Here is a 25,112-nt window from a genome sequence, read left to right on the forward strand (position 1 = left end):
TTCTCCATTATAGGTTAAGTAAGTAATAGGTTAAGTGAGTATTGTGAGTATGGTTATGAGCTTTACTAAGTCTAACAAGTAATAGGGGTGATACTTATCAAATGATACGAACCACACACAAGATTTTCTAAAGAATAAGTGCTTAACTTTATTTATTTGATTTCAGGGGTTTATGTGTTTTTTTTGTCTTATTACTTTCCATTTAATAATAGCTGACGAGTAAGATTTAGGTAATGTTTTCAAACACATTTCACAGCCATTTTTTACAAAAACATGCTAGCATTAGCGGTTACGCCTAAGCGTCTATGAGAGCCGAAAACTCAACTAAATTTTCTGATACATGCCGCGACCCTTGCAATGAGCGCGCGACTGCCAACTGTGAAGAGTACTTATTTGTGATATTACGCCGTTATATGACCCGTCAAGTTGCCTCAACCACTGCTTTGGTATTGGGGTTTTTGGTGGTGATGATGCTCGGTGGTCGCCTGATACGTTACTTTGGTATTGCTGCTGAAGGAAATTTGGATATTGGTTTGTTATTTACCATTATTGGTTATAATTTGCCGTATTTTTTGGAGCTTATCCTACCGTTAGCGTTTTTTATTGCCTTAATGCTGGTGTTTGGTCGCCTCTATGTTGATCAAGAAATGGCCGTTATTAATGCCAGTGGCGTCTCGCGTGGTAAGCTTGCCCGGCTGATGACACCATTAATACTGGCATTATTTGTTGGCGAAGCAGCATTGTCAGTAGTAGGTAAGCCGTGGGGTGTGCGCTCATCGGAGAGTGTCTGGCAGCAACAAGCATTGACCAGTGCCTTTGATTTGATTCGTCCCAAGGAGTTTATCAGTAGTGGCAATTACCATCTCTATGTCGGTAGTCTCAGCGATGACAAAAAACAACTGCAAGATGTGGTGCTGATTCAAACTGAGCCTGCCAAAAAAGGCAGCGCTCCTAAAAACCCTCCTACTACAGATGTAAACGTCTCAAGCACTGCAAATAACTCTGAATCACTTGATGAGCTACCCATCCCAGAGCTGCCCAAAGCGTTAATCGATACGGGCAATGAAAAAGTCAGTAAAGATACCATTACCCTCGCTAAGCGTGCCGTGCAAGTAGACAATAGTGGCAGCGGCGTGACGCAGTTGGATCTGTTCCAAGGTCGTCGTTATGAAGTGGGTGCAGGCAGTCTTAAGTATAATCAGGTGGGCTTTGAGCGTTATCGTATTACCTTGACTGAATCTTCCAAAGAGATCGTCACTGAAAGTAATATCGAGACCCAAAAGATAGGCGCACTTTGGCAAGTGGCGACTGGCGGCGTGCCAGATAGCAGTATCGATACCTTGCGAGCAGCACAAGGCGAGCTTGGCTATCGTTTTGCCCTGCCTTGGCTGATGATTATCGCTCCTATGTTGGCAGTGCCGCTCGCGCAAGTGCGTCCACGGCAAGGGCGTTGGTTGCGTCTGTTTCCCTCTATTTTATTATTTGTTAGCTGTGCGCTAGGGATTATCTCTCTTAAAAACGCCGTGAGCAAAGGCAGCGTCAGCGTGTGGGCATATGCATGGTTGATAGTAGGATTCATGGCATTGGCACTATATATGAACTGGGGCAGCCGATTCCAGCATCGATTACGCGTGAGCCTAGAAGACAAGGCATTAGGATCTAGCGATCATCCAGCAAAAGACTCTCATGGAGGTCAAGCATAATGCGCTCCTGGACATCTAAAGCCCAATCCTCGCAAGGCCAATCTACTGCCAGTCGCTCAGCCAACCTAAAAGTGCTTGGCTGCTATGTAAAGACCAATGCACTGCTGGCGATCATCGCTGCCGTCGTTGGGCTGTGGGCATTACAGATCCTCTTTACCTACTTATCTGAGCTTGAAGATCTGAGCGACAGCTACACCATGTCAGATGCGCTCAGGTATATTCTTTATCGTTCACCTTATTTTTTAGAGCAGTTTATCCCGACTGGGGCGCTACTTGGTGCGGTCGTGGGTTTGGGGCTACTGGCCAATAAAAGCGAGTTGGTAGTCATGCGCGCCGCTGGGGTTAGCATCTATCGCATCGTCGGTTGGGTGCTGCAACCTGCGCTGATTTTTGTGTTATTGGCTCTAGGCATCAATCAGTTTGTACTACCGCATTCCAATCAGTTAGCAAAAGAGATTAATGACGAAGACAGTAGCTCATTGGTCACCTCTGTCCGTGGCTATTGGACGGTGCAGCCGCGTTTTCAAAGTACAAATGAAGGTAGTATAGGTGGCGATGCTCAGCCTGATGGCAGTGATATCTTGTACATTGATTATGCCGATGTACAAGGCAATATCGGCACTGTGAAGCGTTGGCACTTAGACAATGATGGCAGATTGCAAACGGCGATTCGTGCCGAAGGCGGGCAATATAGTGGACGTGTCGCAGCGCCTACCGCCAGCACCGAGCCAAGTGAGCAATATCGTTATGAATGGCAGCTAAACGATATGACTGAACTGACAATCAATCAAGGCTTTGAGAGTAGCCAAACCAAGAGCGCCTCAGACACTTTGAGCTTGCCATTCGCGCCCGAGTCCGTTTATCTGCTGACTCGTGTGGCGGAGGATCTATCTCTAACTCAGCTATATGATCATCGCCAATTGATGCGCCAACAGGGCAACCGCTCCTTAGAGCATGAGCTGTCATTTTGGCAAAAGCTGCTGTCACCTTTGTCTATATTATCGTTGGTTATTGTCGCTTGTTCCTTTGTCTTTGGCTCGCTGCGTACCCATAGCTTGGGCTTGCGAATCGTGGTGGCATTATTGTTTGGTTTGTTATTCAGTTATATCCAAGACTTGGTTGGTTTCGTCTCATTGGCGACAGGCTTTTCGCCACTGCTGATGGTGCTGTTGCCGATTATCGGTAGTGCGATTTTGGGTGGGTACTTGCTTAAGCGGCAGATGTAAGATGATTTTATAAGTTACCTGCAATGTGACAATATTTGATGGTGTCAGGTGACATATATCATTGCGCAATATGATAAAAAACATTCGACTCCGATTGTTCGCAAGCTCACAAAGTCGCTCATTTATTTTTATCATGTTGCAAATGTTTATAGAAAATAAAAAGCACGCTAAATCTGATTTAGCGTGCTTTTTCATGTCGTTTTAAGGATTAAAATCTAGTCTTTAACCGCCATAGTAATGGTATAAGTTTTGCCTTGTTTGACCTTTTCGCTATTGCCAAAGACCTCAGTAAACGAGCGTTTCATAAACTGGCGCAAGCCATTAATCGTCACTACATAAAAACGCCCACCTTGACGCATACGCGCATAGGCATCGAGGAAGTATAGATAATGCTGCTCTTTACCTACTTTGGCTGGCAAGTTGGACATCACAAGGCTAAAGTCTTTGTCTTTTGCCACGTGATTAAAGCCGTTTGATAAATGCACATCGACATTTTTTAGACCGTTTTTCTCGCAATTCAGACGCGCATATTCCACCGCCATAAAGTCTTTATCGATTAACGTATGCAGGCCATTCGGACATTCACGCGCCGCTGTCATACCAAGCACACCATAACCACAGCCCAAATCTATCGAATCATCATCCGCTTGAAAGTCCACATAATCAAGCAGCATCAAGCTGCCGTCATCGAGCTTTTGCGGTGAAAATATGCCCCAGGTGGTGGTAAAGTCAAACGGCTTGCCCAATACGTCTTGGCGAAAATGAATGTCTTCGCGCCAGTGTTCAGCGTTTTTTAATAGCTCAGCAGGGGGGCGGTGATTTGTAGAATGGCTCATGGGATTCTCGGATATTGGATAAATAAAAAGGTTGATATGCTATGGCAGGTATTGTAGCGAGAAAAGGGCAGGTTTGCAGCTAGGGATTGATAGAATTTTAGCGAGGTTTTAAGAAGAGTAAAGAGAGGGTGCGCTCAGCGCACCGATAAACGAAGTAAGTTTGGTACAAACATCGTTGGGTCTCGTTCCTCGACGCCAACCTGCAAAAATCAGGTTAGCAGTGCTTCGTTTTAACGATTCTTACCCTCTAGGATGATGCTCGGCATGTAATTTTTGCAATCTTGCTGTCGCCACATGAGTATAAATCTGCGTGGTGGATAAATCACTATGTCCTAGCAATAACTGTACGCTACGAAGATCAGCGCCATGATTGAGTAGATGAGTAGCAAAGGCATGGCGTAAGGTATGCGGTGATAACTCTTTATCAATACTGGCAACTTTGGCGTACTTCTTTAATAGATACCAAAAGTTTTGCCGCGTCATATAACCGCCTTGCGCGGTCAAAAACACCGCTTGGCAATTCCCAGATTTTAAATGAGCGATTAAATCACCACGGCCATGAGACAGATAATCCTCCAGCGCATCCGCAGCATATTCACCTAATGGCACTAGACGTGTTTTATTACCTTTACCCGTGATTTGTAGCCAACCAGAATTTAGATTGACTTGTTCTAATGACAGATTAATCAACTCGCTAACACGCAGACCGCACGCATAGAGCACTTCTAGCATAGCTTTATCACGCAGGCCGAGCGCCGTGCTGGTATCAGGCGCAGCGAGTAAATTATCGACATCCGCTTCGCTTAAATCCTTTGGCAAGGGGCGTCCAAGCTTCGGGCTTTTGATACGCTCGCAAGGATTGTCTTCACGCAAATTACTGGCAATCATCCATAGGTAAAACTGCCGCAAGCTTGAGAGCATGCGTGCTTGAGTACTTGGCGTTTTGCCATCTTGGATGAGGGTAGAGAGACAGTGCAGCACGTCATCAGGCTGCCATTTCGTCAGGGCAATAGGACTGGTGAGCTCGCAAGAACGCAGGTCGCGGACATAAGCGTTACGCGTACGTGTTGCCAGACCGCGCGCCAGCATTGCTTGCCGAAACTCAGTGATATAAGCGGGTTCGTCATCGACGGCTAGCGCTTTAGGTTGTCGCTGTTGTACGGCACGGTCGCGGCTCATAAAACGATACTCAATGATTGAACGTTAAACACGCTGCAAGCACCATAACGAGGTGACTTCCGCACTTCGTGCTGCAAACAATGGATCAGTGTTGTCTTGGCTGCGACCATGCTTAGGTTTGGTATCGAGACGGTATTTTACTGCTAAATCGCTATCCGCAAACCAACCCAATAACTCATCACGCGTACGCAGTTGCAAATGCTCAGCCAAGTCCGACAGAATCAACCAGGCTTCTCCTTGCTCGGCTAAATGAGATTTCGCGCCCTGCAACAACCCACGCAGCATTGCACTATTGGCATCATAAACGGCGTACTCTAAAGGCGAGCTGGGCTTAGCAGGCAACCAAGGTGGGTTACAAACGATCAGATTGGCGAGTGGCGCATCAGTCGGATACAAATCCGCTTGTTGCAACTGGACGTTAGATAGCCCTTGGCGAGTAAAGTTTTCATTTGCACAGGCCAAAGCACTCGGATTTAAGTCCGTCGCAATCACCTGATTTATACCGCGCTGCGCTAAGATAATCGCCAGCAAGCCAGTGCCAGTACCGATATCGTAGGCGATATCATTAACTGCTGGTAGTGGCGCATCGAGGAGCAGCTGTACGTACTCATGACGGGTTGGTGCAAAGACACCATAATGCGGGTAAATCGATATACCTAAGCTTTCAATTGGTACACCTTTTTCGCGCCACTGCGCTGCACCAAGCGCCCCTTGTAGATCACGAAACGACAGCACGCACGACTCATCCATCGCCTTATCTAACTGGCCAAAAGCCGCCATACAGGCCGCACTGACCTCCGGGGCGCGGCGTAACTTACTGACATAATCAGCATCAAGCTCTAATAACAAGCGGCTCAATATGCGCGAACGCTGGGCTTGGATTTGGCGCTGTTGATGAAATAGGTTAGGTATGGCTACCGAATCAGTCGTGGATTTGGCAGACTCATTAGCCTTAGCAGCTTTTTTCATTTTGCGCTGCTGGGAGCGCTCATTGGTACGCTCGATACGCCGTTTGAGTGCTTGTAGTAATTGCCGAGCATTATGAAAATCACCGCGCCACAGTAGTGACGTGCCTTCGCACGCTAAGCGATAAGCTTCATCCGCCGTCGTTTTATCATCGACTAATACAATCCGCGCAGGCGGCGTATGATTGCTTGCAGACAACCAGCGGACTGTATATAAGCTTTCGCTGCCGTTTTTGTTTTCGAGCCACTGCACATACTGCTTTTCTGTTTGTAACACGTAGCCTACCTTTTATGAAAATATGTTCTCTATAAAGTACTGAGTCTTGGCTGTCTTATTAAGCGCTCTTTTTCTTTACTAAATAACGATAAAGTGTGGCGCTTATTGGCGCATTATCATCGTCAGCGACAGTGATTTCGTCAGGATCGACGTCTAAAATCACATTTTCAGCAAGCGTCTCTTGTTGGACAAGCGTGTGCCCCAGATGACGACAAAAATTAGGAATGTCACGAGTCGTTGCAGGGTCTGTGGCGAGTATTTCAATCACTGCGCCCGCATCGGCTTTACGAATGGTTCGATGTAGCATCATGACTGGCTCGGGGCATATCAGCCCTTGGGTATCTAAATGATGTTGAATCGTGGTATCAGATATTGAAGGTGTCATAGTCTTAGTTTGAGTCGATAAAGTAAAGTTAAAGTGTTTGCTATACAGCCCATTAGTAGGGATGTTTACCGCTTAGCTGCTTTACGCCTCTTCAATAATGTCAGCTTCTGCTTCGGCTTCCAAAAAGTTAAAAAAGCGCTTAAAGCTCACCTTGAATAAGAAGGCCACACCTACCCAACAAGCCAGTCCCAGCCAAGCAGTATCAGCAAATAGTAGCCCGCCAATCAATACGACGGCGGAGACACCGATGCTTAGTGCAATCATCGATGGCTGATTTAAGCGATAGCGATAAATCACTAACGCATCATAAATGGCAATGGGAATGGTGAGTGCAATCAAGGCATATGGCAGATTATAAAACAGTTGATACAGCAGCTGATTGTCATGAAATGCTTTGATACTGGCAATGGTGCCAAAGACCATAAAGGCGAGAATAGCGGCATAAATGAGATAGATCGCTATTTGGTTGGCACGCTGTGCGCCTTTGATACGAGCAATAGCAAGCGGAGCAAAGCCATGTTGCGTCTTGCTTTGCAAGGGTTGGTCTGAGGCATTGATCATAACAGTCAGTCGTTTATCAGTATGTGATTATAAGTGTGCGATTAAAAAGCACTTGCTCGGATGCCATAGCGTTGCATAGTAAAACGGCCTGAGCTCAATGCTTGCTTACTCTGTCTTAATAGCACTAATCGCAACGGCGCTATTAGGATCAGCGAAGTAGGCGGACAGCAGGATACAGGCAGAGATGTCATCAATTGGGTCGCGAGGATCTTGGATCCAGCCTTGCTCCCATGCCAGCTCACGTGCTGCCACTGATGTCAGACGCTCATCACATAGCTTCACGGTCACAGGTAAGTGTTGCTCCATGATGCGATGTGCTAAACGGCGTGCAAACTTATGCGCACGTTTGGAGAGCATAGAGCTGCTACCATCCATGTTTAGTGGTAGTCCAACCAATACTTGCGTGACGCCCCATACTTTTATGATACCCAGCAGATTGTCCCAATCTGGTTGGCCGTTGTCCATCGCCAAAATATCAAAAGCGCGTGCGGTCTCGGTGATGGTATTACCAAGCGCCATCCCCATCTTTTTGACACCATAATCCAGCGCTAAAATCAGATGGTCTTTTGGTGTTGGATCCGTTTGACAAGTATTGGTAGCATGCTCAGCGGACATATCCGTCTCTGCATTGATATCTGTGTCTGTGTTAAAGGTATTGTTGACCATAGTAGCCGCTTTCCCTGTTGTCATTGAACTTATAGCGCTCAGTATGACGTTATGTGTTGGACTTTAGCAAAAGCAATAGATCTCATTAGCCACAGAATAACTGTCTGATATTGGTCGTGACTAATCATAGCTAGTCATAGTTAGGCATGACCAATATCAGTGCTTAAGTAGTCAAAGTTCACGCCGATTTTATCCGCCGCTGACTGCCAACGCTCTTCAAATGGGGTATCAAACAATAAGTTTAAATCAGCAGGGCACACTAACCAGTCGCCATTTTTAAGCTCGTTTTCTAGCTGTTTTTTGCCCCAGCTGGCATGTCCCAAGCACAGATGGTAATGACCAACGCCTTGACCAGCAGCGATACGCTTGAGAATGTCTTGACTGGTGGTAATACAGACGTTCTCTGATATCGCAAAAGAAGACGCCCATTCTGGTTGGCCAGTATGCAGCACAAAGCCTACTTCAGGGTACATCGGACCACCCTCTAGCGCCAAATCTTCCATCACTTGTGGATCAGTCACCTCAATGTCTAAGTCTTCTAATAGCTTGCCGACACGTGATTGCTCGATTGGACGATTCACCATCAATCCAAGTGCACCTTGTTTGTCGTGGCGACAGATATAAATCAGCGCGCGCTCAAACCGTGGGTCTGGCAGCTCAGGTGATGCAATCAAGAAGTGATGGGTCAAGTTAGCTTTAGACATAGATACAGGCACAGTTTAAAGGAGATGAGACACTACTATATGGTGATTGTCAGCAGAAAATCAACAGAGGTTTGATATTCGCGTCGCCGTTACCGATTATTTGATATCAATCAGTAAGCTGCGCGCGTGATCACGGGTGACATCAGTGATGGTCACACCGCCTGACATCCGTGCCAGCTCATCTACCTGGGCATCTTTATCCAATATCACCAACTCGCTTTGGGTTTGTTCATGATGATGCTTTTGTACCAAAATATGCTGATGCGCTTGCGCGGCAACCTGTGCTTGGTGGGTAATGGCTAATAGTTGCTGCGTCTGTCCTAGCGCACGCAATAGCTCGCCAACGACTTGCGCGGTGCCGCCGCTGATACCGACATCGACCTCATCGAATACTAGCATGGGTTTGGCGGCATTGTTATCGGCATTGGTCGCTTGCAATACTTGCATCACTAGTGCCATTCGTGACAGCTCACCGCCTGAGGCAATCTTATGTAGTGGCTGCATTGGCATGCCAACGTTGGCACTAAAGAGCAAGTCGATATCAAAGCAACCTTGGGCACTGTAGACGCTAGGGTCTGCTTTTTTGGTAAAGACGAACTCGCAGCGTGCATTGGGCAGGGCAAGCGGCTGCAATTGTTCAATAAGCTGCGCGCAGATACTCGGTGCGGCTTTTTCGCGCTTTTTATTCAGTTCAGTTGCTCGTTTGAGATATGCTTGCCAAGCGTCATCAATTTGTGCCGCCATTGCATCGCTACTGGGCTCGTTCTCTAATTGTTCTAGCTGTTGTTGCCAAGCTTTCGCTTCAGCGATTAAGTCGACTGCTGGCAAGCTATGCTTGCGCGATAAGCGGTGACCAAGGCTGATAAGGTTGTCTAACTCTTGTAAGCGTTCAGGGTCTGGCAGTTGCTGCTCAGCATAGTCCGAAAGTAGAGCAGTCACTTCAGTAATTTGCTGCTGTGCCAAATGCAGTTGCTCAGATGCTTGCCCAAAGGTTTGACTGACACCGATTTGATGGTTACACAACTTGATGGCTTGACCAAGCAAGGTCATGACGTCAGGCTCATCAGTATCATTGTCAAGTAAATGCAGGCCATGACTGGCCTCTTGCATCAAAGCTTCAATATTGGACAGCTCCTCGTGCTCCGCTTCAATATCATGATAATCGACAGCCAGTAGCGGTGCGATATCAGCCAGTTGACTTTGGAGTAGCTCGATACGGTCTTGGCGCTGCGCTTCTCGGCTGGCTAGCTCATCTGCTTGGCGTTTGAGCTGTTGATAGTGTTGATAGCTACTGGCTGTTTGTGCTGCTAATGTCGTCAGCTGCGCCATTTCATCCAGCCATTGCACCACGAACTGCGGCTTGAGTAGCGCCTGCTGTGCGTGTTGGCTATGAATGTTGACGAGTAGTGTGCCAAGACTTTTTAGCTCAGCCAGACTGACTGGCGTACCATTCAGCCAAGCTTTTGAGCGACCATTGCTACTTAATTGCCGACGAATCAATACTTCTGGCTCATCCAAAGAGCGATCATGCGCGGCAAACCACTCTGCCACCACAGTATTGTCTGCTACATCAAATTGCGCGTAAATATCTGCATTTGCAGCACCATGTCTTACCATCGCGCTGTCTGCTCGGTCGCCTACACATAGTGCTAATGCATCGAGTAGTAGTGACTTGCCAGCACCAGTCTCACCGGTAATGACATTAAAGCCCTCAGCAAAGCTCAGCTCATGCTCACTAATGAGTGCAAACTGGTATAAGGTTAGTGATAACAGCATCAAAGCCTCTCATGGCAGACGGTTAATATCGGATAACAGGTGTTTAAATGTGGTTTAATCATCTAGTCATCGTTTAAATAGAGCAATATAAAAAGTAAAAATGGATTAAATAGCTATGGATATTAGTAGTGGCTGCTATAGAGTTAGTGTATAGCTAATCTATAACTAACGCTCAGTATATAGTATCAAAATCTGCTTAATATAAATTTTATCGCGGAAAAAGTCTATTTGCTCTTGGGATAAACCAGTTTTCAGAAACGTTATACTATTGATCAAATCCATCACGATAAGATGAAAGATAACCATGGTGAAGCGTATATTCTGTAAAGGTTTGACGATTAAGCTGAAGTAGATACGCTAATTAATTAGTAATAATAGCTGTATTAAGCGCTGTCTAATAAGCTATAGTTAAGCACACTGACCCCAAATATTAATCATGATTTACAGGCGTGCTGTAACAAACTTTACAGATATAATGTGGTAGCATAATCTCACCTAATCGTAATATCTGGCCACACTGAACACACATATTAACGCATGCGCTAATGGTTCAATCACGATAAAGTGGGATTTTATCATAAGATTAGGCAGTAAAATCAATATTTTAGGAGTCGGGTGCCACAATAGCAGCTCTTTAAAAGACCATAGCTATAGTGAGGATTCAAGAGTGTCCATAGTGCTTTGATGTGACTAGTGAATCTCTTAACCTCCCTAAAATAAGTCACTTATTTTTTAGTTTTGCAATAATTATTTGATAAGGAAGCCACTATGTCAGCGGCACAGTTTACCAATGTGACAGTCAATGCTCAGGCGACGATATCTTATGATGGTCGCTGCTCCAGCCATACCATTATGTTTGAGGATGGTCGACACAAGACTTTGGGTGTCATTCTACCGTGTGATAATACCATCGAGCAGTATCAGTTCAGCACCAATACCTCTGAGCGTATAGAGATCATTAGCGGGGAGTGTGAAGTTAAGATTAGTGGTGATGAAGAGTTTAGCTACTACCGTGCTGGCCAGTCTTTCGTAGTCGAAGGTAATAGTAGCTTCAATTTACGTACTGATGAGATCGTGCAATATGTCTGCCATTTAGAAGGCTGATAATAGCGAATATATAGGGTATTAACTTATTGACTGTTAAAAGGATTATTCCTTCAGTTAGACAGTAATCGTTAAGCTAACTCATCAAGCAGGCTAGCTCATCAAGCAGATAGTCACACAGCTAAGCACACTACAATCAAGAAACAAATAATATCCTATAGATTTTATTTGTTTCTTTTTTTGTTCAAAATTGTTTTATTCACGCTTCTTTTATTCGAACGTTTCTATTAGGTTTATCTATTATGGCAAAACCCAGTTACTTTTATGGTATTCATGCGATTGAAGCCTTACTTGCGCATCGTCCACTGGATGCACTGAGCTTATTTGTGCAGCAAGGACGCGAGACCGACAGCCATGTGCAAGAGATTATGGCCGCTGCAAAAGCGAATGGCGTCAGTCTACAACCAACGCAAAAAGACAAGCTCACGCAATTATGTGGTAGCCCGCAGCATCAAGGCGTTGTCTTACATGCTCGCCCATTAGGCTTTGCTAATGAAGGCTTATTAGACACCCTCACGGCCAATGACCATTGTCTATTGTTGGTACTCGATCAGATTACCGATGCCCACAACTTCGGTGCTTGCCTGCGTACAGCAGTGGCGATGGGCGTGGATGCGGTTATCTGTCCGAAGCACCATGCCGCCAGCTTGACACCGACGGTTGCGAAGGTCTCTGTAGGAGCCGCTGAGATGATGCCTATTATCAGCGTTACCAACCTAGCACGGACGTTATCGCAAATTAAGCAAGCGGGCGTCTTTGTATTCGGCACCGCACTGAGTGCAGATGCCAAACCAATACATGCTGCAGATATGACTGGCAAGACTGCTTTAATCATGGGGTCGGAGGGCGAAGGGATGCGACGCTTGACTACTGAGAGCTGCGACGAATTGGTGTATATCCCCATGTCAGGTAATGAGCATGGGAATCTACAAAGTCTGAACGTCAGTGTCGCTACGGGAATGGCGCTTTATGAAGTTAATCGACAGCGTACTTTATCTGCTGGGCAAGCGTAAGATAGTTTTGGTGCAGTGGCTCTAGCTGTTGATGTAAAGCTGCTAGATCTGCGTTATTGACCACGATGTCATCAGCATGATGATTACGCTCATTACGATCAAGCTGATTGGCCATGATGGCTTTGATTTTGACCATACTTAGCTCATCGCGTAGACTGGCACGCTGTAGTTGGGTGTCTTCACTGGCATCAATCACCAAGATACGTTGACATAAGTTAGCCAGCCCTGCCTCGGCCGCTTCAATCAATAACGGTGCTGACAAGATGACATAAGGTGAGGTACTTGCTGCCAGCTGTACTTTTGCCGCCTCACGGATAGCGGGGTGCGTAATTTCCTCAAGCTCAATCAGAGCAGCGGGATTGGCGAACACATGCGTGCGTACAGCAGCACGGTCCATATGTCCTTCTGCATTAACCACCCAATCTCCAAGCTTTTTTTGAATTTTGCGCAGGGTGGGGCTGCCTTTGGCAACAACTGCGTGAGCAATCACATCAGCGTCAATGATATCAATCCCTTGCTCTGCGAACCAATCACTAGTAGCAGACTTGCCACTACCGATACCGCCTGTCAAGCCAACGACCAAGCGTCTGCTTTTGCTAGTATTGATGGTTTGTGGACGATCGTTAGTAAAGACAGACTGAGACATTGAATCGGAGTTTGTTGACGCATCATTTATTGACATAATAGTGACTTATTTGGCTGATAAAATAAAAGGGGGTTGGCATGCTTAGTGACATTAGTAATAATGTATCACTAACTAAACAGTCGATAAAGCGCTTATTGAGTAAGTGCTAGTCGTTACATCGACAATCTATATGTACATTGCCAAATACCAGTTAATAATATCTGAACCATATAATAAAGCAATGATGCCTGCAATGGCGATATAGGGACCGAATGCAAAAGGCTTGCTCTCACCTTGCTTTCTCATCAAGATAATACCGACGATGGAGCCTAGTAAGGAGGAAAGAAGGATGATTAATGGCAACATCATCGGGCCAAGCCACGCGCCCATGACAGCCAACAGTTTAAAGTCGCCTTGGCCCATACCATGCTTTTTGGTGATGAGATAAAATATCTTAACCACCACCCATAACGATAAAAACCCTAATAATAATCCCCAAATAGACTCAGTGGGCGATACAAACCAGCTTTGCGAATTGACCGCTAATCCCAAGCCTGCGAGTGGAAAGGTCAAGCGATCAGGTAGCAGCTGAGTGTCAAAATCAATGCCGGTGAGCGTAATCAAAGTCCATACCAATACAAGCGCAGAAACCCCTGCAGCCGTAACGCCAAACTGGTAGATGACCAGAGCCGATAGCAGGGCAGTGACAAACTCTACGATAGGATAACGAATGCTAATCGGCGCTTGACAGTCTGAGCAGCGTCCTCGCAGCACTAGCCAACTTATCAGCGGTATGTTTTCATACCACCTGATTTTATGAGCGCAGTGCGGACAACGTGAAGCCGGCGTGCTTAAAGTAATCGGTGCGTCGCCTGAAACTACTTGCGTTAGCACTGAGGTATGTTCGAGCGGCATATCTGCCTGCTGTGACATAAACTGGCTACATTCTTGGCGCCAGCTGGCGACCATCATGAGCGGTATGCGGTGAATAACCACGTTCAAAAAACTGCCCACACAGAGCCCTAGTAGTGCAAACACGACCAAGGCTATTGTCATATTGTCTTGTAATAACTGTATCAATTGCATTAAGTAGCAATCCTAATATTTGAATGTTCAACAGAGCCTAGCCGACCACTGAGCCCATCTGGAAGATCGGCAAATACATGGCAATGACTAAGCCACCGATTAACACCCCTAGTATCGACATGATTAAAGGCTCCATCAAGCTGGTTAAGCCATCGACCGCATTATCTACCTCGTTTTCATAATAGACAGCGACCTTATCGAGCATCTCTTCCAAGCTACCTGACTCCTCGCCAATACCGACCATTTGAATGGCCATACTTGGGAACAGGTTGGTTGAGCGCATAGAGAACTGCAGCTGCTGACCGGTTGAAACGTCGTTTTTTATCTGCTGAGTGGCATTGTAAAATACCACGTTGTTGGTCGCGCCTGCGGTGGAATCCAAAGCATCGATTAAGGGAACACCTGCTGCAAAGGTAGTAGACAGTGTGCGGGCAAAACGAGCGATCACTGCTTGATAAGCAATGTTGCCAAATATGGGCGCTTTTAATGTGGCACGGTCCAAAAAGTCACGAAACTTTTTCGAGCGTTTTTTGGCTTCAGAAAAGCCAATGACAGCACCACCAATGGTTATGATCAATAAAAACCACCATGACTGCATCCACTCTGACATACCAACGACCATTTGCGTAAAGGCAGGTAGCTCTGAGCCGAAAGATTCAAACAAATCTGCGAATACAGGAACTACTTTAATTAACAGGATAATGGTCACAATAATAGCCACCACAATGACCGCAATAGGGTATTTCATGGCTTTTTTGATCTTCGCCTTAAGTAGCTCGCTTTTTTCTTTATAGGTGGCCACCCGCTCTAGCATGGTTTCAAGTGCACCTGCTTGCTCACCAGAGTCAACCAGTGAACAAAACAGATCGTCAAAGTAGCGTGGATGCTTTCGTAGCGCAGAAGCAAAGGTACTGCCAGATTCGATATCGGCTTTGATCTGTAGTACCAACTCTTTCATACTCGGATTATCTAAAGAGTCAGCTACAATCTCAAACGATTGGGTCAGAGGCACTCCAGCTTTCATCATGGTCGCCAATTGCCGCGAAAATATCGCGATATCCATCGGCTTAATCGATTTTTTAAAGGCAAATAGAGGCTTGGGTTTCTTCTTAATGCTTTTAACCGTGATACCTTGTTTACGCAAAGTGGCTTTTGCTAGCTCCAAGCTACGGCTAGTGGTCTCACCTTTGACTTTTTGTCCACGTCGATTGACTCCGTCATAGACAAAGTCTAGTAGCGTGTCAGTTTTCACTTGTGCCATACTCTCACCCTCAAGTTTTTCCCAATTTATACATTTTTATATCATTGGCTGCTATTTATGTTGGCTATTATTCAGAAGTTACTCGCATCATCTCTTGAATACTGGTCACACCTTGTAAGACCTTTAAGATACCTGAACGTCGCAAATCGCGAAAGCCGTTTTTTAGCGCGGCATCTTTGATATCAATGGCATTACCGTCTTCCATAATAATACGGGAAATATCAGGGCTGACTTTCATCACCTCATAAATACCCACACGGCCTTTATAACCTTCACGGCATTCACTACAACCAACAGGCTCATAAATCACGTTGTCTGGGTCGTCCAAATCTGCATCAGTAAAGCCAAGCTCGAGCAAGCTTTGCCTAGGAATATCGATAGGAGTTTTACAGTTTTTACATAAACGCCGTGCCAGTCGCTGCGCGATGACTAAGTTTACTGAGGTGGCAATGTTGAATGATGCCACCCCCATGTTGCGCAGACGAGTCAGGGTTTCAGGAGCGGAGTTGGTATGCAGAGTCGATAGCACCATGTGTCCTGTTTGCGCGGCTTTGATAGCAATCTCAGCGGTCTCAAGGTCACGAATCTCACCGACCATAACGATGTCTGGATCTTGACGCAAAAATGACTTTAGAGCATTAGCAAAAGTTAAGCCTACTTTGGGGTTTACGTTGACCTGATTAACGCCTTCAAGGTTAATCTCAACAGGATCCTCGGCGGTGGAGATGTTGGTCAGACCAGTATTTAATATATTGATACCTGTGTATAGAGATACCGTTTTACCAGAGCCGGTGGGTCCCGTGATCAATAGCATGCCTTGTGGCTTATTGAGAGCCTCCATAAACATCTCTTTTTGATCCGGCTCATAGCCTAGAGCATCAATACCGAGCATCGCTGAGGAAGGATCTAAAATACGCAGCACGATTTTTTCGCCAAACAGCGTAGGTAAGGAGTTTACCCGGAAGTCGATGGCTTTGTTCTTTGAAAGCTTTAATTTGATACGGCCATCTTGTGGTATGCGCCGCTCTGAGATGTCCATCTGCGACATAACTTTTAGACGCGCGGCAATTTTGCTGGCAAGTTGTATGGGCGGGTTGGCCATTTTTTCCATCACACCGTCGACCCGAAAGCGTACACGATAGGATTTTTCATAGGGCTCAAAATGCAAATCAGAGGCTCCCATGCGAATTGCTTCAACCAGCATTTTATTAACGAACTTCACCACAGGTGCTTCATCCACACCGTCATTAAGTTTGGTTTCGTTATCTTCTTCGGTTCCTTCCAAATCAACGTTGAAGTCACCGTCAGAAAAGCTATCGAAGTTTTGCATGCTATCAGCATAGACACTGTCTATACGCTTTTTTAGCTTGTCTTCCTCGACCACCACGGTTTCAACCGATAACTGCGAGTTAAAGGCGATGGCATCAATAGCATCGACTCTGGTAGGATCGCTTAGCGCAACAAATAGCCGTTGTCCACGCTTAAAGATAGGCAGAGCATTGAACTTGCGTACTACTTTTTGATCAACCAAGTCTTTGGGGATATTATCGTTATCTAGTACATTAATATCGAAAAGTGGATCGCCAAACGCTTGCGAAAGCAATTTAGCCACCTGATAGGCATTGGCCATTTTATTGTCTACTAAATACGAAACCAAGCTTATTTGTTGTTGTAATGCTTCGGCTTGCGCTATTTTCATATGCGCTTCGCTAACCACACCAGCATGGATAAGTTGCTGTGATAAACTTCCGAATTTATTGGTCATGCTAGACATAGACCATCTCCTTAATACCGAACATTAGTACCGAATATATTAAAAATCTTACAATAACTTTAAATCGGGTTATCGCACCTTCTAAAGAACACTATAAAAAAGAAGGCCAGTAGATTGATTAATTACTTATACTCTAATTTATCTGAGTTGTTATAGTAAAACATGCAAGAATCATGACAGTTTGAGGTGACTGCTGTAGCAAGTCAAATACTGTAAAAATAATTATTTAAGTCTTAGGTCATACTGAGCATTAATTAGCAGAAGCGGCTTAATGATAGACAGCGTAAAGGCAACGACTATAAGGTTGTTGCGCTATACTATAGCACTTGATGAATATTTGTTATACTTGACCGCATATTAGCCATCCTGGCAATGACAAATGATAGAAGGTAGATGAGCCATGCAAGCTTGGGTAATTGGAAATTGGAAACAAAATCCGGCAACGATTAGCGATGTAAATACATTAATAGAAGCATTATTAGCTGCTGTCGGCGATGACAAGGCTGATAATGACAAAGACAGCGCATTTGATCGTAGCAATGGCTGTCAGCTAATGGTGGCACCAAGCTGTATCCATCTTGCTGCTGTGAGTGAGCGTTTGAAAGATATGCCAATACTCACGGCCGCTCAGGACATCAGCGCTCACAGTGATAGCATTGGCGCTTATACTGGAGATTGCTCTGCACAGCAAGTAGCAGATGCTGGCGCGTCATGGACTGTATTAGGTCACTCTGAGCGTCGTCAATATCATCAAGAGTGCAATGACTTACTGGTACAAAAATTAAGCAACGCCCTTACTCAGGATTTAGGCGTGATATTCTGTGTGGGTGAGACGCAAGCGCAGTATGATGAGCAGCAGACATTAGAAGTACTGGATGCACAGTTGGAAGCGATCAAAACCCTATTAGATGATCAGGCGCATCTAGCCACATCGATAGCAAAGCACTTGATTGTTGCTTACGAGCCAGTCTGGGCGATTGGTACGGGCAAAGTTCCCACAGTAGAAGAGGTGAGCGCAACTCATCAGCATATTAAACACACCTTAGCTGGATATGCTGAACCTTTGTCTCAGACTGCTGTACTATATGGCGGTAGTGTCAACGCAGACAATGCTGATAGCTTTGCCGCCAGCCCTGTGATAGATGGTGCATTGGTTGGTGGTGCCTCTTTAAAGGCTGATAGCTTTTTAGCGATTGCTGATGCTTTTGGCCGAGCCAAAAAATCGGGCTAAGTGCAGGCATTATGAATAAGTAATAAACCTTATATCTGATTGGCACGGGAAGTAACCTATAAAAAGTGCTGATAAGTTGCTAGAAGTGGGTTTAACAGTACCCTTGCAATCGTGTACAATGCGCCTTATTTACTGTAATGGTTTGATATAGATGGTTTAATCTGCATCAAACCATCTATATCAAACCCTGAGATTTAATTTTTCGTTATTAGTCGTCATTACACGGCAAAAGAGGCCACCATGTTTACGTTTATATTAGCCCTGCACATTATCGTGGCGATTGCCATGATTGGCTTGATCTTGATACAGCATGGTAAAGGAGCAGATGCAGGGGCTTCTTTTGGTGCCGGTTCTTCTGGTACGGTTTTTGGTGCTGCAGGTACGGCCAACTTTCTAACCCGTGCCACTGCTGTATTAACGGTGATCTTCTTTATCACCAGTATGACGCTCGCTGTGCAAGCTCGTGAACAAGCCGAAGACCAGTTTCGCTTAGATGCGCCTGTCTCAGCACCGCAGTCACCGCGTCCTTTAACGCAAAATCCACAGTAAAAGTTGTGTACGGCTATCTTGCAAAAGTCGATGGTTAGACGGTTTAAAGGTTTTTTAGAGAGTAGTAAGCGCGTTCTTTGTAGTAGCCCTTGCTATTTTGGCGCGTAAGTCTTACAATACTTGCCTGTTTTTATGATGCTGAAATTAATGCCATTGTCTGCCTCAGGACATAAAGCAATACATTGCAGTAAAGCAAAATAAAAATAGTCTAGTAAAGAAGGTTGTATTAAGACGTAACAACAAGCGATTGTGGTGGAATTGGTAGACACGCCATCTTGAGGGGGTGGTGGCGCAAGCTGTGGGGGTTCAAGTCCCCCCAATCGCACCAAGTTATATGTTACGTGATGCGTTATGCTGCACAGTGTTAAGTTGGTTATTGTAGATATGAGATTTCTAATTTAAAGTTTATTTTAAATAAAGATTGACAGGTCTATAAAAATCACATACAATGTGCATTCTAAATTGATGCGGGGTGGAGCAGTCTGGTAGCTCGTCGGGCTCATAACCCGAAGGTCGTTGGTTCAAATCCAGCCCCCGCTACCACTTTTAATACTGATTTTTGATACACTAAATTATCAGTGTAAATTAGCCCACCATTATGTTTGTGGGTTTTTTTGTATCTGATTGTCGGTGTTACCACGGTATCTATCCTACTTATGCTAAGCTCTACGCCCATAGTGTACGATAATATCGGTCACATGCGCAGTTATTTATGAGCGACATTGTCTGTTATTCTGCACTCCTTTAGTGATAATCTTGCTTTAAAAAACAATAATAGCATTCATGGTTTGAGGTTCAAGGCAAGGGTTGTACCCTCATATATAAATTCGTATGCACAAAACGGATATGGGGTCTTGCTCAGCAAGTTGTCGCTATATCGACAAGCAAAGCAGCGAATATTGTGGCTAGCTATGCATAACTGATAAACAATACCAATAAACAATGCGCGCATTATATTAAGTACGATAGATAAGTGAATAGGAAACGATAAATAGATTATGAAACTTTCGACCAAAGTTGCAGAGCTCACTAATATTATTGCCCCTGCGGTAGCTGCTTGTGATGTGGCACTATGGGGTATAGAATTTGCACCACAGGGCCGTCGCTCTTTGCTGCGTATTTATATTGAATCTTTACCTGAAGAAAAAGCACAAGACAAGCAAGTAACGATTGAAGACTGTGCTGCAGTTAACCATCAAGTTAGCGGTATTCTTGAGGTTCATGATCCCATTGCAGGTGAATATATTTTAGAAGTGTCCTCACCTGGTTTTGACAGAGTGTTTTTCTCAGATGAGCAAATGCTGGATTATGTGGGTCAAACGGTTAGCCTACGCTTGATACAAGCGATCGGGCAAGGCGATAAAAAGCGCCGAAAAGTGACGGGAAAACTGGATGGTATGGACTCTACGACTCTCAAACTAACGGCAACAGATGGCGAGCAGTTTGAGATTGCACTTAGTAATATTGATAAAGCTAACTTAGTTTTTGAAGATGCTTAGTGGTTGCTTAGACGCTTATTATAGTGTCAAGCATGCGTTGTGCTCACAACTAAATCAGTGTTGTTCATTGTTAGCTAATTAATTAATGAACTCACTTATAAATAGCACGTAATTTAACTTAGAAAATAACGCTAATACATAAATGACAAAATTTAAGCAAGTATAGGACAGGTATAGCATGAGTCGTGAAATCTTAACGGTAGTTGAAACCGTCAGTAATGAAAAGGGCTTAAATCCTGAAGATATCTTTGAAGCAATAGAAGAAGCTTTAGTGGTTTCGACCAAGAAAAAAGTATACACCGAACAGCCAGAAGTGGCAGTACGGGTAGCCATTGACCGCACGACTGGTGATTATGATACTTATCGTTACTGGACTGTCGTTGCAGACGAAGATCATGAGATGCCTGCTTGTCAGCTTGCTATTACTGATCTTGACCAAGAAGAATGGTCGATCGGTGATGTCAAAGAAGAGCAAATTGAGTCCATTGAATTTGGTCGTATTGCTGCCACGCAAGCCAAACAAGTCATCATCCAAAAAATCCGTGAAGCTGAGCGTGCGCTTGTAGCAGACGCTTTTGAGCCACGCATTGGCGAGATGATGTACGGCGAAGTCAAAAAACAAACCCGTGATGGCTATATCATTGATTTAGGTGATAATGCTGAAGGCTATTTGTCTCGCGACCACATGTTGCCGCGAGAGCAGCTGCGCGTTAAATCACGCATCAATGCTATCTTATATCATGTAAACCGTGAAAATCGCGGTGCACAATTGCTTTTATCACGTACTCATCCTGAAATGCTTTCAGCACTTATGCAAAAAGAAGTGCCTGAGATTGCTGAAGAGATAATTGAAATTCGTAACGTCGCTCGCCTGCCGGGTACTCGTGCTAAAATATCAGTGAAGACCAACGATCATCGTATTGATCCCGTTGGTGCTTGTATTGGTATGCGTGGCACACGTATACAAGCGGTACAGCAAGAGCTTGATGGCGAACGCATTGATGTGGTGGTATGGTCAGATGATCCTGCACAATATATCATCAGTGCGCTTGAGCCTGCAGACGTTAGCAGCATTATCTTAGATGAAGATACGCACACAGCAGACATTGTATTCAGCACTAATGATCAGCTCGCACGTGCTATTGGCTCACAAGGCCAAAACGTACGTTTAGCGTCAGAGCTCACAGGTTATAAGCTAAACATGATGCTTGAAGAAGAGTATCAGCAACGTCAAGAAAATGAGACCAAAGTATTTGTTGAGCTTTTTTACGAGCGCCTAGAAGTAGATCAGGATCTAGCGCATGCTCTGGTTGACATTGGCTTTACCAGTATTGAAGAAGTTGCTTACGTACCTGTCGAAACTTTTTACGATATCGAAGGTTTAGATGACGAAGCGATTGATATGATTCAAGAGCGCGCAAAAGAAGTGGTCATCGCCGATGAACTGGTCAAACAACAAAACATGAAAGAGCCAAGTCAAGAACTGCAAGATCTTGAAGGTATGACTGTCAGCTGGGCCTATAAAATGGCACAAAAAGACATCGTTACTGTTGATGATCTAGCTGAGCAAGCGGTATTTGACTTAGAGGGTATCGAAGGCTTAGATGCTGAAACAGCAGGTCAGCTGATCATGAAAGCTCGGGAATCTTGGTTCAATGAATAGGTATTAGGAGCATATCACTGTCTTTTAGTGATATGCTATTAATAGTAAAGGGTCGATAAAAATCGTTATTTAGCATGCTAATATAATAATCAGCTATCATAAACAACGCGCGTATCAGCCCAAACCCAATCATTTGTAGCCAACAACTGAATTGAACATATAGCAAATAATAGACAGTAGGTGATAATAAATGGCAGATAAGACCGTCAAAGAACTGGCAGAAATGGTAGGCAAAACCGCTAGTGCTGTACAACAGCAATTGCAGGATGCTGGGCTGCCTGCGCGCGCAGAGGATGACATGGTCACCGAACGTGAGCAAGAGAAGCTGGTAGCGTATTTAAAACAAAGTCATGGCCAGCAGGAAAAGCGCCGTATTAGCCTCAAATCTAAGACGACAAGCACTGCGCGTGTGACTGGCTCTTCTGGTAAATCGAAGAGTGTCAATGTTGAAGTGCGCAAAAAGAAAGTTTTTGAAAAGCCTGATCCAGAGAAAATCGCTGCAGAATTAGCGGCTCGCGAAAAGGCCATGGTTGAGGCGCAAGCTCGTGCTGCTAAAGAAGCAGAAGAGCGTGCCGAAACGAAGAAAAAGTCAGAAGAACGTCAAGCAGCAACATTGGCTGCTATGCGTGCAAGTCTGGGCTCAGGTAAAAAGTCAGACGGCAAAAACGACGATGTCTCTACATCTGTGGTGGTCAAAAAAGGTGGCAAAGCTGCTGTTGAAGTCAAAACCAAAGAAAAAGAGAAAGAAAAGAAAAAAGTTGCACCTACTAAGCCAAAAGTGGAGACGGCAGCTGAGCGTAAAGCTCGCGAAGTGCGCGAAAAAGAAGAAGAGCGCCTACGTCAAATCGAAGCTGAAACACGTCGTACCCAAGCTGAAGAAGCACAAAAACGCACGCTTGAGCAAATGCGCAAAATGGCTGGTAAATATACTGACCGTGAGCCAGTGGCTGAAGTTCGTAAGGACGAGCCGTTAGCTGAAGGTTTGGTTGGTGATGCTCTAGAAGAGTCATTTGAAAAAGAACGTCGTGAGATCAAGCGCGGTGCAAGCAGCACAGGTGCTCGTGGTCGTCGCCGTAAGAATCAAGATGAGCGTGAGTTCAAAAACCGTAAAAACGGTTTGCGTTCAACACAAGCGTCGCAGCATAAGTTCGAAAAACCTGTCGAAAAAATTGTTTATGATGTTGAGATCAGTGAGCAAATTACAGTAGCAGATCTTGCTCAGCGCATGGCTGTTAAAGCTCGTGAAGTGACCAAGTTACTCATGAAAATGGGTGAGATGGCTCGTGAGTCAGATACGATTGATCAAGCGACAGCGAGCTTAATCGTTGAAGAGATGGGTCACAACCCAGTACCAGTAAGTGATACCAAGGTCGAAGATGATCTGCAGGATGCTGTTGATGAGCGTAGTAGTAACGTGCAAACGCGTCCACCAGTAGTGACCATCATGGGTCATGTTGACCATGGTAAAACTTCACTACTAGATAAAATCCGTGAGACCAAAGTTGCTACGGGTGAAGCTGGCGGTATTACTCAGCATATCGGTGCTTATCATGTGAAGACCGACCGCGGTGTTATTACTTTCCTTGATACTCCAGGTCACGCCGCCTTTAGTGCCATGCGTTCACGCGGTGCTCAGGCGACTGATATTGTGGTATTGGTCGTTGCAGCAGATGACGGTATGATGCCGCAAACTGAAGAAGCGATTGACCATGCGCGCGCTGCTGGTACGCCACTTATCGTTGCTATCAACAAGATGGATAAGCCAAGCGCAGATCCAGATCGCGTGTTGAACGAATTAACAGCGAAAGAAGTGGTATCAGAAGAGTGGGGCGGTGATACGCCAATGGCGCGTATCTCAGCCAAGACTGGTGATGGTATCGATGGCTTATTAGAACTTATTAGCTTACAAGCTGAGCTAATGGAGCTAGAAGCGCCATTAGACGGTGCTGCTCAAGGTGTGGTCATTGAATCAAAACTTGAAAAAGGCCGTGGTCCAGTCGTTAGCGTATTGGTCAAAAAGGGTACGCTAAAACAAGGTGACTTAGTATTGGCTGGTGAGCACTACGGTAAAGTCCGCGCCATGATTGATGAGCGTGGTCAGCGTATCAAAACAGCTGGTCCTTCTATTCCTGTTGAGATCTTGGGCTTACCTGAGACGCCAGCGGCTGGTAGTGAGTTCCTAGTTGTCACCGACGAGAAAAAAGCACGTGAAGTGGCAGATTTCAGAACCAACCGTGAGCGTGAGCAGCAACTTGAGCGTCAGAACAAAATGCGCTTAGAAAGTATGTTTGAGCAGATGGGTCAAGGCGACGTATCTTTCCTAAACATCGTTCTAAAAACAGACGTTCGTGGCTCGCTTGAAGCATTACTTGCGGCATTGAATGAGCTTTCTACTGACGAAGTCAAAGTGAGAGTTATTAGTTCAGGTGTGGGTCCTATCTCTGAATCTGACGTCACTCTTGCAGAGTCAAGTGAAGCAGTCTTATTAGGCTTTAACGTCCGTGCAGACAGTACCGCACGTCGTAAAGCAGACGCTGCTGATATGGATATTCGTTACTACAGCGTCATCTATGGCCTGATCGATGATGTGAAAGCAGCCATGAGTGGCATGCTGGCACCAGAGCATCGCGAGAAGATCTTGGGTATTGCTGAAGTCCGTGAAGTATTCCGTTCAAGCAAGTTTGGTGCAGCCGCTGGTTGTATGGTGGTTGAAGGTACTATCTATCGTAACAAACCAATCCGTGTACTGCGTGATGATCAAGTCATCTTTACTGGTCAGTTGCAGTCATTACGTCGCTATAAAGAAGACGTTAATGAAGTGCGCACTGGTATGGAATGTGGTTTGGCCGTCCGTGGATATGATGTTGAAGCAGGCGATAAGATCGAAGTCTTTGAAATCCAAGAGTTTGCACGTACTATCTAAGCGTATTGCTAAGTATGCTATATACTTAGCAAGTTGATCTTAGATTAACGTTATAACCGTGTACAGAGGTCTAACAGGTTCATCCTGCTAGGCCTTTTTTATCGTA

Annotated in this window: 21 protein-coding genes and 2 tRNA genes; 11 read left to right on the forward strand and 12 right to left on the reverse strand. The window is 45.1% G+C overall.

Annotated features, from left to right (window positions below; all coding sequences use genetic code 11):
- Positions 1 to 413 precede the first annotated feature (413 nt).
- Positions 414 to 1,703, forward strand: coding sequence for an LPS export ABC transporter permease LptF (locus tag JMX03_RS00550; protein ID WP_201597668.1), 1,290 nt, complete (start codon positions 414 to 416; stop codon positions 1,701 to 1,703).
- Positions 1,703 to 2,929: an LPS export ABC transporter permease LptG gene (gene lptG, locus JMX03_RS00555; protein WP_201593827.1), complete on the forward strand. Its 1,227-nt coding sequence runs from the start codon at positions 1,703 to 1,705 to the stop codon at positions 2,927 to 2,929. The genes JMX03_RS00550 and lptG overlap by 1 nt, the downstream gene beginning before the upstream one ends.
- Before the next feature lie 215 nt (positions 2,930 to 3,144).
- On the opposite strand, the gene JMX03_RS00560 is transcribed toward lptG, so the two are convergent.
- The 8 genes from JMX03_RS00560 to recN form a co-directional block, all read right to left on the reverse strand.
- Positions 3,145 to 3,765 (reverse strand): class I SAM-dependent methyltransferase, encoded by a 621-nt coding sequence (locus JMX03_RS00560; protein WP_201593828.1) that lies wholly within the window; start codon positions 3,763 to 3,765, stop codon positions 3,145 to 3,147.
- Positions 3,766 to 4,005: 240 nt separating this feature from the next.
- Entirely contained in the window at positions 4,006 to 4,944 is a 939-nt protein-coding gene (gene xerD, locus JMX03_RS00565; RefSeq protein ID WP_201593829.1) for a site-specific tyrosine recombinase XerD, read from the reverse strand.
- A 24-nt stretch (positions 4,945 to 4,968) separates the two neighbouring features.
- Positions 4,969 to 6,186, reverse strand: a complete 1,218-nt coding sequence (locus JMX03_RS00570) for a methyltransferase (RefSeq protein ID WP_201593830.1) — start codon at positions 6,184 to 6,186, stop codon at positions 4,969 to 4,971.
- A gap of 58 nt (positions 6,187 to 6,244) precedes the next feature.
- The gene (gene tusA, locus JMX03_RS00575; RefSeq protein ID WP_201576349.1) at positions 6,245 to 6,571 is read right to left on the reverse strand and encodes a sulfurtransferase TusA; all 327 of its coding nucleotides are present in this window, start codon (positions 6,569 to 6,571) and stop codon (positions 6,245 to 6,247) included.
- 81 nt (positions 6,572 to 6,652) lie between these two features.
- A complete protein-coding gene (locus JMX03_RS00580; protein WP_201593831.1) occupies positions 6,653 to 7,132 on the reverse strand; it encodes a hypothetical protein in 480 nt (159 codons plus the stop codon).
- 105 nt (positions 7,133 to 7,237) lie between these two features.
- A complete protein-coding gene (gene ruvX, locus JMX03_RS00585; protein WP_201577653.1) occupies positions 7,238 to 7,747 on the reverse strand; it encodes a Holliday junction resolvase RuvX in 510 nt (169 codons plus the stop codon).
- Between the two features lie 191 nt (positions 7,748 to 7,938).
- Positions 7,939 to 8,502: a YqgE/AlgH family protein gene (locus JMX03_RS00590; protein ID WP_201576342.1), complete on the reverse strand. Its 564-nt coding sequence runs from the start codon at positions 8,500 to 8,502 to the stop codon at positions 7,939 to 7,941.
- A 96-nt stretch (positions 8,503 to 8,598) separates the two neighbouring features.
- Positions 8,599 to 10,278: a DNA repair protein RecN gene (recN, locus tag JMX03_RS00595; protein WP_201593832.1), complete on the reverse strand. Its 1,680-nt coding sequence runs from the start codon at positions 10,276 to 10,278 to the stop codon at positions 8,599 to 8,601.
- Positions 10,279 to 11,046: 768 nt separating this feature from the next.
- On the opposite strand from recN, the gene ppnP reads away from it, so the two are divergent.
- Positions 11,047 to 11,382 carry a pyrimidine/purine nucleoside phosphorylase gene (gene ppnP / locus JMX03_RS00600; RefSeq protein WP_201576334.1) on the forward strand — a complete coding sequence of 112 codons (336 nt, stop codon included), beginning with the start codon at positions 11,047 to 11,049 and terminating at the stop codon, positions 11,380 to 11,382.
- Between the two features lie 242 nt (positions 11,383 to 11,624).
- Positions 11,625 to 12,395: a 23S rRNA (guanosine(2251)-2'-O)-methyltransferase RlmB gene (rlmB, locus tag JMX03_RS00605; RefSeq protein ID WP_201593833.1), complete on the forward strand. Its 771-nt coding sequence runs from the start codon at positions 11,625 to 11,627 to the stop codon at positions 12,393 to 12,395.
- Here rlmB and coaE read toward each other — a convergent pair.
- From coaE to pilB, 4 genes are all read right to left on the reverse strand, one after another.
- Positions 12,358 to 13,041, reverse strand: a complete 684-nt coding sequence (coaE, locus tag JMX03_RS00610) for a dephospho-CoA kinase (protein ID WP_374220378.1) — start codon at positions 13,039 to 13,041, stop codon at positions 12,358 to 12,360. The genes rlmB and coaE overlap by 38 nt on opposite strands.
- Before the next feature lie 165 nt (positions 13,042 to 13,206).
- Positions 13,207 to 14,106, reverse strand: coding sequence for a prepilin peptidase (locus JMX03_RS00615; protein WP_201593834.1), 900 nt, complete (start codon positions 14,104 to 14,106; stop codon positions 13,207 to 13,209).
- A 37-nt stretch (positions 14,107 to 14,143) separates the two neighbouring features.
- Positions 14,144 to 15,367 (reverse strand): type II secretion system F family protein, encoded by a 1,224-nt coding sequence (locus tag JMX03_RS00620; RefSeq protein WP_201576322.1) that lies wholly within the window; start codon positions 15,365 to 15,367, stop codon positions 14,144 to 14,146.
- 67 nt (positions 15,368 to 15,434) lie between these two features.
- Positions 15,435 to 17,141, reverse strand: a complete 1,707-nt coding sequence (gene pilB / locus JMX03_RS00625; RefSeq protein ID WP_201593835.1) for a type IV-A pilus assembly ATPase PilB — start codon at positions 17,139 to 17,141, stop codon at positions 15,435 to 15,437.
- Positions 17,142 to 17,541: 400 nt separating this feature from the next.
- On the opposite strand from pilB, the gene tpiA reads away from it, so the two are divergent.
- The 7 genes from tpiA (at position 17,542) to infB (ending at position 25,006) form a co-directional block, all read left to right on the forward strand.
- Positions 17,542 to 18,372, forward strand: a complete 831-nt coding sequence (gene tpiA, locus JMX03_RS00630; protein WP_201593836.1) for a triose-phosphate isomerase — start codon at positions 17,542 to 17,544, stop codon at positions 18,370 to 18,372.
- 240 nt (positions 18,373 to 18,612) lie between these two features.
- Positions 18,613 to 18,921 carry a preprotein translocase subunit SecG gene (gene secG / locus JMX03_RS00635; RefSeq protein WP_201576312.1) on the forward strand — a complete coding sequence of 103 codons (309 nt, stop codon included), beginning with the start codon at positions 18,613 to 18,615 and terminating at the stop codon, positions 18,919 to 18,921.
- A 243-nt stretch (positions 18,922 to 19,164) separates the two neighbouring features.
- Positions 19,165 to 19,249: transfer RNA gene (locus JMX03_RS00640), tRNA-Leu, on the forward strand.
- Between the two features lie 138 nt (positions 19,250 to 19,387).
- Positions 19,388 to 19,464 (forward strand) — tRNA-Met (locus JMX03_RS00645).
- A 455-nt stretch (positions 19,465 to 19,919) separates the two neighbouring features.
- The gene (gene rimP, locus JMX03_RS00650) at positions 19,920 to 20,420 is read left to right on the forward strand and encodes a ribosome maturation factor RimP (protein WP_201576309.1); all 501 of its coding nucleotides are present in this window, start codon (positions 19,920 to 19,922) and stop codon (positions 20,418 to 20,420) included.
- 178 nt (positions 20,421 to 20,598) lie between these two features.
- On the forward strand, positions 20,599 to 22,083 hold the full coding sequence (gene nusA / locus JMX03_RS00655) for a transcription termination factor NusA (protein ID WP_201576306.1): 1,485 nt from the start codon (positions 20,599 to 20,601) through the stop codon (positions 22,081 to 22,083).
- Positions 22,084 to 22,273: 190 nt separating this feature from the next.
- Positions 22,274 to 25,006 (forward strand): translation initiation factor IF-2, encoded by a 2,733-nt coding sequence (infB, locus tag JMX03_RS00660; protein WP_201593837.1) that lies wholly within the window; start codon positions 22,274 to 22,276, stop codon positions 25,004 to 25,006.
- Positions 25,007 to 25,112: the final 106 nt, after the last annotated feature.

Origin of the sequence: Psychrobacter fulvigenes (assembly GCF_904846155.1) — a bacterium.
In the GTDB taxonomy this organism is placed as follows: Bacteria; Pseudomonadota; Gammaproteobacteria; order Pseudomonadales; family Moraxellaceae; genus Psychrobacter; species Psychrobacter fulvigenes.